Source organism: Natronosalvus caseinilyticus, assembly GCF_017357105.1.
In the GTDB taxonomy this organism is placed as follows: domain Archaea; phylum Halobacteriota; class Halobacteria; order Halobacteriales; family Natrialbaceae; genus Natronosalvus; species Natronosalvus caseinilyticus.
Window position 1 is genome coordinate 3,056,385 of record NZ_CP071596.1, and the last position, 15,317, is coordinate 3,071,701.

Annotated in this window: 15 protein-coding genes and 1 tRNA gene; 8 read left to right on the top strand and 8 right to left on the bottom strand. The window is 61.2% G+C overall.

The window, feature by feature from the left end; genetic code table 11:
* Positions 1 to 44 precede the first annotated feature (44 nt).
* From J1N60_RS14675 to J1N60_RS14690, 4 genes are all read left to right on the top strand, one after another.
* Complete coding sequence (locus J1N60_RS14675) at positions 45 to 389, top strand: helix-turn-helix domain-containing protein (protein ID WP_312912594.1); 345 nt, start codon at positions 45 to 47, stop codon at positions 387 to 389.
* Positions 386 to 652, top strand: a complete 267-nt coding sequence (locus J1N60_RS14680) for a DUF7521 family protein (RefSeq protein WP_425499301.1) — start codon at positions 386 to 388, stop codon at positions 650 to 652. The genes J1N60_RS14675 and J1N60_RS14680 overlap by 4 nt, the downstream gene beginning before the upstream one ends.
* Before the next feature lie 433 nt (positions 653 to 1,085).
* A complete protein-coding gene (locus J1N60_RS14685; protein WP_312908556.1) occupies positions 1,086 to 1,361 on the top strand; it encodes a HalOD1 output domain-containing protein in 276 nt (91 codons plus the stop codon).
* 141 nt (positions 1,362 to 1,502) lie between these two features.
* Positions 1,503 to 1,835, top strand: coding sequence for a DUF7344 domain-containing protein (locus tag J1N60_RS14690; protein WP_312908558.1), 333 nt, complete (start codon positions 1,503 to 1,505; stop codon positions 1,833 to 1,835).
* 195 nt (positions 1,836 to 2,030) lie between these two features.
* On the opposite strand, the gene J1N60_RS14695 is transcribed toward J1N60_RS14690, so the two are convergent.
* The 3 genes from J1N60_RS14695 to J1N60_RS14705 all read right to left on the bottom strand — a co-directional run bounded on the left by J1N60_RS14695 (position 2,031) and on the right by J1N60_RS14705 (position 3,968).
* A complete protein-coding gene (locus tag J1N60_RS14695) occupies positions 2,031 to 2,564 on the bottom strand; it encodes a hypothetical protein (protein ID WP_312908560.1) in 534 nt (177 codons plus the stop codon).
* A 202-nt stretch (positions 2,565 to 2,766) separates the two neighbouring features.
* Positions 2,767 to 2,941: transfer RNA gene (locus J1N60_RS14700), tRNA-Trp, on the bottom strand.
* A 109-nt stretch (positions 2,942 to 3,050) separates the two neighbouring features.
* Positions 3,051 to 3,968 carry a DUF5794 domain-containing protein gene (locus J1N60_RS14705; protein ID WP_312908562.1) on the bottom strand — a complete coding sequence of 306 codons (918 nt, stop codon included), beginning with the start codon at positions 3,966 to 3,968 and terminating at the stop codon, positions 3,051 to 3,053.
* 565 nt (positions 3,969 to 4,533) lie between these two features.
* On the opposite strand from J1N60_RS14705, the gene guaB reads away from it, so the two are divergent.
* Together guaB and J1N60_RS14715 are read left to right on the top strand one after the other, a co-directional pair.
* Positions 4,534 to 6,033 carry an IMP dehydrogenase gene (gene guaB, locus J1N60_RS14710; RefSeq protein ID WP_312908564.1) on the top strand — a complete coding sequence of 500 codons (1,500 nt, stop codon included), beginning with the start codon at positions 4,534 to 4,536 and terminating at the stop codon, positions 6,031 to 6,033.
* Positions 6,034 to 6,157: 124 nt separating this feature from the next.
* A complete protein-coding gene (locus tag J1N60_RS14715; RefSeq protein WP_312908565.1) occupies positions 6,158 to 7,891 on the top strand; it encodes a DUF7289 family protein in 1,734 nt (577 codons plus the stop codon).
* A 66-nt stretch (positions 7,892 to 7,957) separates the two neighbouring features.
* Here J1N60_RS14715 and J1N60_RS14720 read toward each other — a convergent pair whose 3' ends face one another.
* Together J1N60_RS14720 and J1N60_RS14725 are read right to left on the bottom strand one after the other, a co-directional pair.
* Positions 7,958 to 8,794: an aldo/keto reductase gene (locus J1N60_RS14720; RefSeq protein ID WP_312908567.1), complete on the bottom strand. Its 837-nt coding sequence runs from the start codon at positions 8,792 to 8,794 to the stop codon at positions 7,958 to 7,960.
* Between the two features lie 83 nt (positions 8,795 to 8,877).
* Positions 8,878 to 9,615 carry a proteasome assembly chaperone family protein gene (locus J1N60_RS14725; protein WP_312908569.1) on the bottom strand — a complete coding sequence of 246 codons (738 nt, stop codon included), beginning with the start codon at positions 9,613 to 9,615 and terminating at the stop codon, positions 8,878 to 8,880.
* Between the two features lie 175 nt (positions 9,616 to 9,790).
* Here J1N60_RS14725 and J1N60_RS14730 point away from each other — a divergent pair, with 175 nt between their 5' ends.
* Together J1N60_RS14730 and J1N60_RS14735 are read left to right on the top strand one after the other, a co-directional pair.
* Positions 9,791 to 10,705 carry an RsmB/NOP family class I SAM-dependent RNA methyltransferase gene (locus J1N60_RS14730; protein WP_312908571.1) on the top strand — a complete coding sequence of 305 codons (915 nt, stop codon included), beginning with the start codon at positions 9,791 to 9,793 and terminating at the stop codon, positions 10,703 to 10,705.
* Positions 10,705 to 11,220: a DUF7122 family protein gene (locus J1N60_RS14735; RefSeq protein WP_312908573.1), complete on the top strand. Its 516-nt coding sequence runs from the start codon at positions 10,705 to 10,707 to the stop codon at positions 11,218 to 11,220. The genes J1N60_RS14730 and J1N60_RS14735 overlap by 1 nt, the downstream gene beginning before the upstream one ends.
* Before the next feature lie 66 nt (positions 11,221 to 11,286).
* Here J1N60_RS14735 and J1N60_RS20785 read toward each other — a convergent pair whose 3' ends face one another.
* From J1N60_RS20785 to J1N60_RS14745, 3 genes are all read right to left on the bottom strand, one after another.
* A complete protein-coding gene (locus J1N60_RS20785) occupies positions 11,287 to 11,406 on the bottom strand; it encodes a DUF7989 family protein (RefSeq protein ID WP_484551598.1) in 120 nt (39 codons plus the stop codon).
* Positions 11,407 to 11,594: 188 nt separating this feature from the next.
* Positions 11,595 to 11,900 (bottom strand): HalOD1 output domain-containing protein, encoded by a 306-nt coding sequence (locus J1N60_RS14740; RefSeq protein ID WP_312908575.1) that lies wholly within the window; start codon positions 11,898 to 11,900, stop codon positions 11,595 to 11,597.
* Positions 11,901 to 12,005: 105 nt separating this feature from the next.
* Positions 12,006 to 15,278: a PAS domain-containing protein gene (locus J1N60_RS14745; protein ID WP_312908577.1), complete on the bottom strand. Its 3,273-nt coding sequence runs from the start codon at positions 15,276 to 15,278 to the stop codon at positions 12,006 to 12,008.
* Between the last annotated feature and the right edge of the window lie 39 nt (positions 15,279 to 15,317).

Consider the following 15,317-nt stretch of genomic DNA (forward strand, 5'->3'; position numbering starts at 1 on the left):
ATTTGCCGACGTTGGGTGACCGATTGGCCGTGAACCAGGAGGCAATGGCAGATTCGTCGGATATGTTTCAGGTCCTGGCGGACGACTACGCCCGTCGAATCCTCGTCGCGGCTGACGACGGGCCAATGACCGCAAAAGCGCTCAGTGACGCGTGTGACGCCTCGCTCGCGACGGTATATCGTCGGGTCTCTACGCTGCAGGATCACGGACTTCTCGACGAGCGGACGTCGATCGATTCGGACGGAACGCACAGACGCGAGTTCGAAACCGTCCTCGAGGGACTCCACGTCGACCTCTCGGATGGCGAGTTCACGCTCACCGTCGATACGTGCGATACGTTGGCGGACAACTTCACGGAACTCTGGGACGACATGCGAATATCACAATGATCGGGCCGTCGCTCGTCGCCGCGAAACTGATCACGTTCGTCCTGGGGCTGGCAGTCGCGTTGCTCGCCTACCACGGCTACCGTCGGAACCAGAGTCAGCCGATGCTGTACGTCTCGGCAGGGTTCGTGTTCATCGCCGGTGGCGCGGTCTGTGAGGGGCTCATCTACCACACGTTTGGCTTCTCGATCCTCTCGGCCGGACTCATCCAGTCGGCGATCGTCTCGAGCGGACTGGTGCTCGTACTCGTCTCGCTCGTGAAGTAACGGGCGTAGTACGCTACGTGCTGTCAATACCGGTGCCGTCGGTCGACAGACGACTCGAGCCTCGATCCAGGTGCGATTATGTTCTGTTTTTGGTCCACCGCTCCTCGAGGTTGCCACCAGCACCCAGTAGTAACTCGCCTATTCGTCGAGCGCCGTCGTGGGTTCTGGTCGCACGACGTTCTCGCCGTCTCGCCCGAGGACGTCGAGACCGCTGCCAGGGAAACACTTCGGATGTGACGGAAACGGACACCAGTTTCGCGAGTTGGCCGCCGAGCACTGGTGCGGAACCTACTCGTCGGGAGCGTAGCGAAGGCGCAACGAAGAGACCAGTTGGAGCAATAGTATCGTAGAGAAATTGTGTATTGCATGGCTGAGAGTGCCGTTATCTGTCGTTTGACGGCAAATATTTCCCTCTGAAGTCGCTAGTAGATGCATGGGGGGTCACAATGCGGATGACGGTTCGGTACGCGAGGAGTACGACTGGTCGGTGACGAGGCCGAGCATCGCCGTAATCGACGCCGTTGCGCACGCTGAAGACGTCGAAGTAACCGACGTTTCGGACGCTCTCGATACGACGTTGTACGATCAAGTCGATCCGGACGCTCTCGATACCCTCGTCTCCGCTTCTGATCACGTTTCGGTCGCCTTTACTGTCGACGATTACGACGTCCAGATAGAGGGAGACGAAATCGTCGTCAGTGACGAATAGTCCAGCTCTCGATTTTTGCCCGTTCCACGTCTGGCGAACAGTTGATTCGACGCGGGTGGGTCGATCGGATGTAATTGAACGAGACTAACGTGAGCGGGTGGTGGTGGAGAGCGTTAAATCCTACCACGGCAAATATTGCATATGGTTACGCTGGACGAAATCTTCGAACTGTTGGAAGATCAACGACGGCGATATGCGTTGTACTGTCTCTACGAAAAAGACGGCCCAGTAGCCGTTTCTGAAGTGGTAGAACAAATAGAGACGTGGGAAGAGGACCCTCCGGAGGCGGATGGGAGTCTTGATCGATTCGAAGAAATCGCTCTCGACCTAAAACACGTCCACCTTCCAAAATCTGCTGAAGTGGATTTCATCCAGTACGACCGGGAACAGGGGCTCATCCAGGTCCAGGGGTCGCCTGAAGAGTTCGATGCCCTGCTCACTATCGCAAAGATAGTGGAAGAACCGGAAGAATGAGGCGAAGTTCAGGTTCGAGTAATGCCAAAGTTATCACCTCCTCACCACGTTGGAAGTAGATTCTTTAGCTCGGGAACGCCTCCATCGTTGACGGCGCGAATTACGAACGTGCCCCGGCTCCGTCCTAGACGTGCCTTCCCGTTACAACGATACTGTCGCCCTCGCGTAGTCGTCGAGGAGTTTAACAGAACCACATTAGAAGATTCCACCACCACCGAAGAACCCGTCACTATTTCCACTTCGTTCGGATGGCTCTTTACCGAAATCCTCCTTTCGTTTGTGGATGAATACAACATCCTGTTGATTCATACCGAATCCAGACGGTCCCCTGTATTGATTTTTCAACTGGCGCCAACCATCCAGGTCCTGGATTCCACAAGCACAGACGATGACAAATGGGTACTCCCTCAGATAGTTCTTAATCTGGCCCTCAAGCTTGTTTCGCTGACTGTTGGTAAGATCCCGCTTCAGTTCAATGCCAACGAGATCATCTACGACGACATCAGCTCTTGCCTTTCCTCGCTCGGTAGATACGGGGAGATCGCGTTGTTGGCCCATTCCACCAAGAAGACCCATCCCTCCCCTTTTCTGGGTTTTGTTTAACTGTTGATCCAGGTAGTCTTGAAGCTCACTTTGAAATTTCCGCTCGTGTCCGTATGCCTTCCTGGGAATCCAGGCTTCTACGAGCTCAATAACACGGTCGAACGTCTGTTGATCACCGCCCATCATATGTTTCTCACACTACATCTGCAGTAGAGAGTACTTGAAACTTGCCAGAATTTCTGATTGATTCGAAATTCTATACAAAGCGGATTCGATAATGAGGATAGGTCGAAGGAATTTGAACCACGGTCGCAGCAAAGCTGCTCCCTGGCTCAAATCCCTCCGAATCACATACCTGCCGCTCACGTGTTTGTTCGCGGCAGAGGGATGGGGTCGGAGGGATTTGAACCCCCGATCGACTGATATCTCCGGTGCGCCTCGGAACTCCAGAGGGTCATCACACGGACACTGATCAGGTGCCCGATCAGTATATCAGTCTGGAGTGTCGTCCCGGGCGCGGGACCTCTGGAGTCAGTCGCCATGCCTGGCTTGGCCACGACCCCTCGAGCAATCGTTGGGTGATCCAGCCTAAAGCAGTTACGATTCAGGTGAGAGTCTGCGACCGGACCAGCGACTCAAGCGCTCGGCGGTAGTCGAAACCCTGTCTCGAGCCTAGAGCCAGGGGGCGCGTCCAGCGGTCGACGTCGTGTCGTCGCCTGGGTACGGATCGGCGTCACCGCTCGACTTGTCGACGGTCACGTCTGCGTCCTCGCGTTCGGAGTCGGTCGCTTCCGCCGACGGTTCCGAGCTGACGCCGCCGTCGGCCCGCGTTCCGGAGCTGGCCGACGTGTCGGACGCTTCGTCATCAGTGTCCGGATCCAGCGCGAACAGCGCGGCGACGACAAGCGCAGCCAGTGGGGCCTGCCCGAAGGCCATCCCCATGATCGAGAGGGGCAACAGACCGAGGGCGACGGCGCTCCCGAACCGGAACCGGTTGAGGTCCATGTACTCGCGCAGGTACGGCCCACTGACGGCCACGGAGAGCGCGAAGGCCACGCCGATCACGGCAGCCAGCGTCGCGTTGGCGACCAGCTGCGGGTCGTCCATGAGTGCGAACTTCGCGCCCGTGGGCTCGAGGCTGGCGACGAGCCCCAGTCCGATGATGACGCCGGGACTCGGTAGGTACTCGCCGACGGTGGCGCTCGCGGTCTTGGCGGCGATCGCCAGGATGACCAGCGCGGCGAATCGCTCGAAAGTCGCCGTCTCGATCACGCTCTCGATCGCCGGCGCGAGCGCGGCCTGGATCGCTGCGAGCACGATCAACGGGATGCCGACGATCAACACGACGCGAACCTGTTCGCGAACCGTTCCCTGCATCTCCGCGAGGATGACGGCGAGGGTCGCACTGCCACCGAAGATGAGGAGGCCGACCTGGACGGCGCTCGTCGGCGTCTCGAGGGCGCCGGCCAGGATCAGGGCGACGAAGATGCCGTCGACCAGCGGCAGGGCCATCACCAGGGCGAGGAGTCTGGCGTCACCGCCGACTAACCGCTCGAGACGGAGGGCGACGGGGTGTTGTGACGTGCTCATCGATTACGAACGATGGCCGTGACCCGAGGCCTGGGGATGGGGGTAACGAAGTGAACGGTCCCGCAGCGACGGCCGGAGCGGAAGCCAGTCCGTCGGCGTTGGCGTCGGTGCCGACGTCGACGAGAAGCGTTTCCGCCCGAACCGAAGACCTCGCGCTGTGAGTGGGCAATTCCCAAAGAAAATCGCGGCTACGGAGTCGAACGTCGTCCGGCCGGCGAGTCGGGAATCGCGGAAGTTCACAGCGTACATACTCGAATCGAGTGGACCTGTATTATTAAACGTTGTGTGAGATGGCTGAACACGAACCGTGAAATCGTAACTGAAACGCGAGTAATATCGACGAATAGTTCCTGGTACGGATGATTGGATGAGAGTTTTCAACACAGGCTGGCCTCGAGGGGCAATAATTGCCCGTCAGAACCTGAAACGGCGTTTTGTGTTAGAGCTGGTTTCGGTGTCGTGTCAAGCGCCGAGCGTCGGTCATCGACCAGCGATAACGCCATCGAGTACCACACACTCGAGGGAGTCTCGGAACGCTTTTTACCGACGGTTCCGGACAGTTTACATGGCGAACGACGTTCCCGAGCACGAGCCGTATTCTGCGAAATTACGCGTACCGGAAGCGCTGACGTTCGACGACGTCTTGCTCCGTCCCAAGGAGAGTCGTGTCGAGCCCGACGAGGCGGACCTGACCTCGCGAGTGTCTCGAAACGTCGAGGTCTCGGTTCCGATACTCTCGGCAGCGATGGACACTGTCACCGAGAGCGAGATGGCCGTCGCGATGGCCCGTCACGGCGGGCTCGGCGTCCTCCACCGGAACCTGAACATCGACGAGATGGTCGAGGAGATCAGTCGCGTCAAGCGCGCCGACGAACTCATCATCCCCTTCGACGACGTCGTGACGGCCGACCCGGAGATGACCGTCCGCGAGGTCGACGAGATGATGGTCCAGGAGGGCGTCGGCGGCGCCCCCGTCGTCAACACGAACGGCGAGGTCCTGGGCATCATCTCGAGTACGGACATCCGCCCGCACCTCGAGGTCGGCGAGAACGACCCGGTGACGGAGGCGATGACCGACGAGGTCATTACGGCGCCCCAGGACATCGACGCGCGCGACGCGTTCGACCTGATGTACGAGCACAAGATCGAGCGCGTGCCCGTCGTCGACGACGAGAACTTGCTGGTCGGCCTGGTCACGATGCAGGGCATCTTACAGCGCAGAGAGTACAAGGAAGCCGCTCGAGACGAAACCGGGCGCTTACGATGTGGCGTCGCCGTCGGTCCGTTCGAAACGGATCGGGCGGTAGCGGCCGACGAGGCGGGCGCGGACGTGCTCTTCATCGACTGCGCCCACGCGCACAACCTGAACGTCATCGACGGCGCGCGCGAGATCAAGGAGTCCGTCGACGCGGACGTCGTCGTCGGAAACGTCGGGACGCGAGAGGCCGCGGAGGACCTGGTGGACTTCGCCGACGGCATCAAGGTCGGCATCGGCCCGGGTTCGATCTGTACGACGCGGGTCGTCTCTGGCGCGGGTATGCCCCAGATCACCGCCGTCGCACAGGTTGCAGATGTGGCGAGCAAGCACGGCATTCCGGTAATCGCCGACGGCGGGATTCGGTACTCCGGCGACGCGATCAAGTCGATCGCCGCCGGTGCCGACGCCGTGATGCTCGGATCCTATTTCGCGGGCACTGACGAGGCCCCAGGCCGCGTCGTGACGATGAACGGCAAGCGCTACAAGCAGTACCGAGGGATGGGGTCGGTCGGAGCGATGAAGTCGGGTGACGGCGACCGCTACCTGAAGGACGATCCGGAGGACGACGAGGAGTACGTCCCGGAGGGCGTCGAGGCGGCGACACCGTACAAGGGCACGCTCCAGTCGGAACTTCACCAGCTCGCGGGCGGGATGCAGTCGGGAATGGGGTACGTCGGTGCGGAGACGATCCCTGAGTTCAAGGAGCGAGCGGAGTTCGTTCGCGTCTCCTCGGCTGGCCAGACCGAGAGCCACGCCCACGACGTCGTGATTACGGACGAGGCGCCGAACTACTCGCCGAGCGAGTGATGAGTGACGGCTGAGTAACGCTGCCTCTCGAGGTTCGCATTTTGACGTAGTTTGGAGACTGTTTCTACGACCCAGCACGCCAATCGGCCGATACTATCATATTGCCTGATTATCGAGTACGCGTATGAGCGATGACGCTGACCACGGAGACGACACGTTACTGCCGAGGGGATATTCCCGTGGACAGGCCGAAGTCATTGCAGTTGTTGTTCTGCTCGGATTCGTTATCGTTGCCGCTGTCGGTGTCGTTGCGGTTGGACAAACCGCACTCGCACAACTCGAGTCACAGAGTCGCGACGAGGCTGCGACGCAATCGCTCGAGCAAGCTAAGGTGGAGTTGGCCTCGCTCGAACCGGGGGAAGGTCAATCCATAGCGTTCAGCGAGTCGATCGAGGACGACGTTCACGTCAAACCGAACGATGGTACCCTTACTATTGCTGCTGGTGGCGAATCGAAAACGTACGGTCTTGGTACTATAATTTACGAACGTGATGGAACCCATCTGGCCTATCAGGGCGGTGGACTCTGGGAATCGACGGATGATGGAACGCTGCTTCACAGCGCCCCGAATGTGGACGTGATTACGGACGAGAATCAGGTAACCAACCTTCGAGTCCACGTTACGAGCCTCCAAGGTGCTGAACGACGAGGACAGGATTTTACCGTTCGTTCTGCTGGTACGAACACATCTACCGACTCGCTCCCTGAAGAGCTTCCACCTGGGAAGATGGAGATCACCATCCAATCGTCGTACTACGACGCCTGGGCGGCATATTTTGCCGAACAGAACGGTATCGGAGTTGGTGACGACGATGGTGATGTCGGGACCGTGTCCATCGATCACACGAACGAACGGATGCAACTCGTGATCGATGTCCCCTACGAATTCGAAATCGACGCTGGGATCACCTCACCACCGAGCGGGACGAATATCGAGATCAACAACAACGTCGATATGGAAGCGTACAATTCTGCAGACCCGGATGAGGATGTCGACGACCTCGAGATTCGGTTTGCAGACGACGTCGTTATCAACCACAATACCCAGATAGACGCTGACATCATTATTGACGGTGAGCTAACGCTCGATCAGAATAATGCGGAGATAAACGGCGACATCTACTGTGTCGGTGAATCTGCGGATTGCCTCACGATCAATAGTGGCTCTCACAACGGTGAAATGTATACCACCGACATCGAGTTGACTCCGCTTTCGTCGACGCTCGAGATAGACCGCCAACAGGAGCGGATTACGTCGACTGAGAACGATAACGAGAAAACGGAGGCAATTGACGAGGACGGGCGTTTAACTGAAAATGCAATAACAACTCCCGGCGAGTACTACCTTGCTGAAATCTCCTCGGAAGATACCCTCGAGGTTGATCTCGAAGACGGTGGTGAAGTCGATATTCTCGTTGATGGCGATATCGTCTTCGACGAGGAGGTCTTGCTCGATAGCGAGAACGGACACCAGGTTAACCTCTACATGACCGGAGATTCGCTAACAGTCCGTGATGACGTCAATATCCACGAGAACCCAGACATGGATGCGACCAACTTCTGGATTCTTGCCCGGCCCGGTTCGGATATTTCCTTTGAATCTGGAGGCACGACTTTCGTCGGTGTGGTCTACGCCGGGAATGCCGATGAGGAACCACCTGCTCGTGTCACGTTCAACAACAACGTCGATTTCTACGGTGGCCTCGTCGCATCCGTCGAAAGTGTCGACCAGAATATCGACTTTCACTACGACGCGGCGCTGATCGAAGAGTCATCCGGAGGGGGAGCGAAACGGACGGTGACCGATACGACGTATCTGCGGGTGACCGTAACGGACATTCTGGTCGACGAGGACTGATTCGATGCAGATCAGATATCGATGAGGCCGATTTATCGCTTAGAGAATCTGCCAGTGCTGTCTATCTCAGTTCCAGGGCGCCATCTCCGGATCGACCTCTCGATGTACTTCCTCGAGCCCGTCGATCTTCTCGAGATCTTCCCTGTCCAATTCCACTTCCAGCGACGCCCAGTTGTCCGATAGGTGATCCTCGCCCGTCGCTTTCGGAATCGCGGTAACGCCCTTCTCCCGAAGCCAGGCGAGGCTGACTTGGGCCTCACTAGCCTCGTGCTTCTCCGCCACGGACTGTATCTCGGGCACGTCGAAGACCTCGCCTCGAGCCAGCGGCGAGTAGGCGACGAGTTCGACGTCGAGGTCGGCACAGACCGACCGAAGCTCCTCCTGGGGGAGCAGCGGGTGACACTCGACCTGGTTCGCGAAGAGGGGCGCGTCGAGGAGGTCGACCGCCTCCTCGAGGTGGCGGGGCTCGAAGTTGCTGACGCCGACGTTGCGGATCAGGCCGTCGTCGTAGAGTTCGTCGAACGCGGCCAGCGTCTCCTCGGCGTCGTAGGTGTTGACCGGCCAGTGGACGTACAGCAGGTCGACGGCGTCGACGCCGAGTTTCCCCAGGCTCTCCTCGGTCGTCTCGAGGACGTCGTCGTGGGCGAGGTTGGAGGTGGACACCTTCGTCGCCAGGAAGACGTCCTCGCGGTCGACGTCGGCGTCGGCGATCCCTCGACCGACGTACTCCTCGTTGTCGTACCCCTGTGCGGTATCGACGTGGCGATACCCCATCTCGAGGGCGGTTCGGATCGAGTCCGCACACTGGTCCGGATCGGTGTTCTGCCAGGTGCCGAGCCCGAGCATGGGCATGCCGTTCGCTGCAGGGCAGTCAGCGGGTGTCAGATCTGTACCGGAATCCATACTCGAGCGCTAGCGGACGAGTCGAAAAGGCGTTGGGTTTGCGGGTGCCGCCCCGCACGTCGGGTCGGGCGTGGAGACGTCGGTTACTGGTACATCCGCAACGGCTGGGCCTGCGTGCTCTCGGCGGACTCAACCTCGCGCATCCGTTCGGCGAACGCCTGGCGCTGTTCCTGAATCTCCCCCGCCCGTTCGATCAACGCCTCGACGTCGAGTTCGACATCGGCGATGGGACAGATGCCGTCCTCGAGGAGGACGCTCGCCGCCTCGGGGTCGGGGAACTGCGGGCTGCACTCGACGACGAGTCCGAACGAATCGGTCCCGAGTTCGGCAGCCCGGTTGAGCAGGGCGCCTGTCGGACCGCTGATGACGCCGTCCTCCGTCGGGCTGTCGATGCCGTAGGTGTCGACGGCGTCGGCGTCGCCGGTCGTGACGCCGAACAGTGCGGGCGGTTCGTCGCGCTGGGAGGGCAGGCCGCTGAGGTACACCGGCGTCGCGTCGTGGTCGACCGCCCAGCTGGTCAGACAGCCGGCGACCGACTCGAGCGCCTGCGTGCTGATGGGAACGTCGCTCTGGAGGGCGATGACGTCCTCGGCCTCGCTGACGTAGAGTCGGACGGGCGGCTGGATGGTCGTCGATCCGCCACGGTAGATCCCGATTCGCGGGAGTCCATCGCAGTGGACGCTCGCGTAGTAGCGCATATCGAGTTGCTCGATCAGGTGGTCGGTTGCGATTTTCCCGACGAGACCGATGCCGGGAAATCCTTCGACGAGCACTGGCTCCTCGAGTTCGGCTTCCGGCCCCTGTCTACGGATCTCTGACATACGCGAGGTGACGCCGTCCGACGACTTAAAACCGGTCACGGCAGGCGCCCGCGGTCGTCGATTCATTGGCGCCAACTCCGTGACGCCGACCTCGCGGCGCCGACCTTGTGGCACCAGCCCCGTGGCGCCGACCGCTTCGAAACCCACAAGCGACGCGCCCTCGAATCACGTCCCAATGGAGCCACTCGAGCGGTACCGGCCGATAGTCGACGACTTCGAGGCGTTTCGGGCGGCCTGTGAGCGGCCGCTCGGAATCGCCGTCCGGGTGAACACGATCAAGGCCTCCGTCGAACGGGCAATAGCGACCCTCGAGCACGACGGCATCGCCTACGAGCAGGCGGCGTGGAATCCGCGGGTACTCCGCCTCGAGACCGACTCGCCGGGGTCGACGTGGGCCTCGTTTCACGGGTTCGTCCACACGCAAGAGGAGGTCTCCGCGGTGCCGCCCGTCGTCCTCGACCCCGAGCCCGGCGAGACCGTGTTCGATGCCTGCGCGGCCCCCGGCGGCAAGGCGACCCAGCTGGCCGCGCTGATGGCCGATCGGGGCACGGTCGTCGCCAACGACAGCAACCTCGGCCGCCTCTCGGCGCTTCGGTTCAACGCCGAGCGCCTCGGCGCGACGTCGCTGGCTGTCACTCACCAGGACGCGCGGAATTTCTCGTTCGCGCCGCTGGCCGTCGACCAGTTCGATCACGCGCTCGTCGACGCCCCCTGTTCGTGTGAAGGGACGATTCGCAAAAATCCGACGACGCTCGAGGACTGGTCCGAGGATCACGTCCACTCGGTGGCGGGCATTCAGAAGGGAATTCTCCGGCGAGCGGTGCAGGCGACCTGTACTGGCGGTACCGTGGTCTACTCGACGTGTACGTTCGCGCCGGAGGAGAACGAGGCGGTCGTGCAGCACGTTCTCGATGCCGAGGACTGTCGCGTCGTCGACGTGGATCTCGACCCAAACCTCGAGTACGCCCCCGGCGTCACCGAGTGGAACGACGAGACCTACGACTCGAGCCTTGAGCGAGCGCTCCGCATCTATCCGCACCACAACGACACCGGCGGCTTCTTCGTCGCGAAACTGGAGGTGGGCGCCTGATGGCCGACGACCTCGAGACGAACGTCGGTCAGCAGTTCGATCGGCTTCCGGCAACGGACGCCGACCGGACCGTCGAGGGTCGGGCCTCGCGCGAAGCGGTGCTCGAGTACTTCGAGGACCGATTCGGCATCCCGCCGGAGACGTTCGAGGAACACACGTTCTGGGAGAAAGGAGCCGGGAAAATATGGATCTACGGCGGGGAGAGCCCGTCACCGGCCGAAATCGAGGCCCTGGGGATGACCTGCCTGCGAACGCGACAGGACCACTGGAAACCGACGACGGATTTCGTACAGCGATTTGGGCGTCACGCGACCCGATGTGTCGTCGACCTCTCGGACGCGGAAGCGACCCGATTCGCCGCTGGCGAGGACCAGTCGCTCGAGTGGGATGGCGACTGGGGATATCTCATCGCCGCACACGACGTCGACGGCGACCGCGAACCGATAGGCGTCGGTCTGTACCTGCACGACGAACTCAGGTCGATGATTCCGAAGGGAAGACGGCGGTCGCTCTAATGGCAGTGGTTTCGTTTGAACGAGAATGGAATCGGGTCAGCGAACAACTGCCAGTTACTCTTGTTCTTACTCGTCCGATTCGTCGTCCGCTCGCCCGCGGTGCCAGACGTTCGTGACGGACTGTCCCGCTGGCGGGGTGTGGCTAACGTCTTTCATCGTCTCGCTTGTGGGAGTCTTTGATGACATGGAGTCACGTAGCGAGACGTCCTATAAAGACGTTGCCTATGGGGAATGAATACAATATAGTGTGTTAATATCCCACTATATTTTGAGCGCTGGCAGATGCCCGATAACCGCTGGCGCTGCTCGGTACCCGCTCAGCAAGAACGACGGCGTCGCTCCCGTCTCACTAGCTCGAGAAACGCCAAAACCAATCAGCCGTCGAGTGACTCGACGTCGATTTCGCCACCAGCGGAGACGGTCACGAGACACTCGTTGTACGCAAACGAAACTGTTCCGTCGGATCGAATCCCCTCCGCGCGGGGCTCGAAGAGGCGCTCGAGCGCGTCGGCGTCGATCGCGTAGTGAAGCGGGTCGAGTTCCGTGACGTCGAGTCCGGTAAACGTCGCTACGGCGTCGGCGACGGTGACGCTCAGCGGTTCGTCGTCCAGTCGATCGAATTGAACCGAGTACGATTCAGTCGTTCCAGCCCGAATTTGTGGCGAAGATGTTTCAGTCATCGTGAATTCAACCCCCGTAGAGATGGGAAGACGATTGACCGTTTGCAGGTGTGGGTAAAGAGTCTGGCTGTTAACTCTGTAATGGGACTGCAGAAAGAGGGTTAATCAGTTAACCCCGCTCCACTCGTGATCGAAAACGGCAGTGAAGAGCTTTCGCTCGGCCGATCGCACGTGGTTGTGAAACGCCGGTGGCGAGATCCCGAGCGACCCGGCGAGTTCCTCGCCCGTGGTCTCTCGCGGCCACTCGAAGAAGCCACCGTGATAGGCGGTCTGGACGACTTCTCGCTGGCGATCGGTCAATAGCGACAGGAACCGATCGCGCTCGCGCGTTCTCGGGTCCCCGGCCAGGCGGTCGTTCTCGCCCGACCGCTCCCGACGGGCGACCATAGACGCCGAGAGTCCTCGTCGGTTCATCTCGGCGAGAACCTCGCGGACGGCGACGGCGTTCGGAATCTCCAGCGTCGTTCGCGTTCCCGTCTCGGGGTGGGTCGTAAACGATCGGAGCAGACCGCCGTGACCGTCGACGATGGCAGCGAGGAACGGCTCCGTCAGTTCGAGCTGAACCACCGTTCGGTCGTCGGTTCGACTGATGATCGTCCCGTCGGTGACCGTCTCGATCGAGTCCAGGACGTCGGGTTCGACGTCACTATCGACGCTCGCGAAGACGGTCGATGTGCCGTCGTCCTGTTGAATAATCCCCTCGAGTTCGACGCGGGCGTTCGCGACGCGCGAGAGGACTGCCAGCGGCGTCTCGCTCGTTACCTCGAGTTCGACTTCGGTCGTTGCACCGCCCAGGAGGGCCTGTTTTCGCTGTACGGCGTTGATCGCGTAGGCGACGGTCTCGCCGAAGTCGTCCAGGACGGATCGGGTCGGTTCGTCGAACCCCGTTCGGTCCGTACTGTAGAGCGTCAAGACGCCGTACAGGAAGTCGTCGTAGACGAGCGCCACGGCGTAGACGCTCTGGAAGTCCCGCGAGAGGGCTTCGGTTCGCCAGGCGCCGTGCCGGAGGTCTTGGGCGACGTTGTCGACGTTCGTCGGCTCGAGCGTGCGAGCGGTTCGACCCGCCGGTTCGGCGGCCGGATCGTCGACGGCCGTCACCGTCACCGACTCGAGGTAGCCGTGGCCGTACCCGGCTTCGTGGCGAACCAGTATCTCGTTGCCGCCGGGGTCTGGTTCGCCAATCCAGGCGTACGAACAGTCCTCGAGGTCCGTGAGCCGGTCACAGAGCCCGGCCTCGATTTCGTCCCTCGAGCCTGCACGCAACAGGAGCGACTCGATCTCTTCGCGGAGAGAACTCGCCTCGTTCAGGCGCTCAAGGTACTCGTTCTGGCGCTTGAGTTCCTGTTCGCGTTCGTGGAGTCGCTGGGTTCGACTGATTCGGTCGAGGGCGGCTTCGGCGGTCGCGCCAAACACCTGCGCGAGGTCGGCCGTTTCCTCGGTGAACTGGCCCTCCTCGGTCGACAGCGTCGCCAGCACGCCGTGTTCGCCAAGTGGGACGAAGAGTCCGCTTCTGACGGCGGTCTCCTCGTCGTAGACGTGTGTCGACGCTCGAACGTCGTCGAAGACGTTCGATTCACCCTCGACGAACGTTTGCCAGACGATGCTGTCGTTCGGTCCAAACCGGGGTGGCGAACCGATGTCGGTCAGGAGGTCCGTCGTGTACGCGGCCGGAACGAGTTCGTTCTCCCGGTCGTCGAATCGGAACACGACGACGTTTTCCAGGTTCAAAACGTCGGTGGCGACGTCGACGATGTACTCACAGGCGGTCTGTTTCGATTCGACCGTCAGCAGGTGCTGGGTCGCTTCGTACAGCGTGTTGATCGTTTCGTCGTACTGCCGTCGTTCGGTGACGTCGACGCCGATGCCGATGATCCGTTCGACCGTCCCGCCGGTCACCACCGGCCGGTACCACGTCTCGAAGATTCGACCATTGATCCGCTGAAAGCTGTGGACTGACTCGCCACCGAGCGCTCGGTTGACGTCGCCGATAACCGACGGATACTCGGCGTACACGTCGTATATCGACTGGCCAACGACCGACCCGGGTTCGACCCCGATTCGCTCGAGACCGCGCCCCTCCGAGAGGGTGAACGTCCCGTCGTCGTCGATGACGAACAGGACGACGGGGACGTTTTCGACCAGTACCTGTAATCGCTCGGACCGCTCGACGAGCGCCTGTTCGCGTCGAACTCGTCTCGACACGTCTCTGAAGTAAATCGACAGCCCCGTCGGTGACGGATACATTCGGGCTTCGATCCACCGATCGAACGGTTCGTAGTAGCTCTCGATCGTTCGCGCCTCCTGTGACTCCAGGGCCGCGATCGCTTCCCGCTGGAAGTCACCGCCCTCGGCCTCCGGGAAGACGTCGACGAACGACCGGCCCAGGATCGCCTCTTTCGACGTCTCGAGGAGCTCTTCGGCTCTATCGTTGAGGTACGTGAATTCTCCGTCCGTGTCGAGTGAAAAGAACGCGTCGGTGACGCGGTCGAACGACTCGTTCAGCTCGCGCTCGATCCGCCGGTAGTCCGTGATGTCTCGCGCCGAAACGACGATCCCGTCCACGGCCGGGTCCTCGAGTCGGTTCGTGAGGATCGCCTCGTGGACGCGCCAGGTTTCGTCGGCGTGTCGGTACCGATACTCGCACGTTTTCGACGCACCGGCGTCTGCCTCGCGGACGGCCTCGAATGCCCGGTAAAACGAATCGCGGTCGTCGTAGTGAATCCGTTCGTCGAGCGCCTGGTCGACGAGCACATTGGGGTCGGCGCCGACGACGTGGGGCGTGGAGGGTCCGGCAAAGGTTACTCGCCCGCCGTCGTCCAGGACCAGAAATAGCGACTGCGACTTCTCGATCAACGTCCGACACCACGTGTTCGCTTCCGCTGCGGCAGTCGTCGCTCGCTGGCGCTCGAGAACGGCCGCGAGGCGTCGTCGAAGTAGCTCCGGGTGGTCGGCCGTTGTGACGTCGACGACGTCGTTCGCCCCGGCGTCGAGTGCTGCCTCGAGGTGTGCCGCCAGCGGATCGTCTCCGCTTCGACCGCGGTCGAGGAGGGTCGATCGATCGGCTGGCGGGCCGACGACTACGGGTACGTCCTCGAGCGTCGCGGAGGCGGCCGAAACGGTCTCGACGTCGTCGGTGAGGACGCAGTCGACCGCCTCGAGCGACTCGAGTTCCGGCGGCTGCTCTTCGACGGCCGAAACCGGGCCGTAGACGTTCATAGGGCGATCGGCTCGCTGGCTCTTGTCTTCGCCAGCCCACGTCCGCTCGCCCTCGGCATTCTCGGATTCGGGCGGTTGGCCGACGCCCTCGAGCCAGGACGCGGTGCCGACGGCCAGCACCGTTCCCGTCGCCGCTTCCATCGCGTGGCGCATAGACTCCATTGCGCGTAGATCACCAAAAGGCCGCCGCTGCGCCGATTC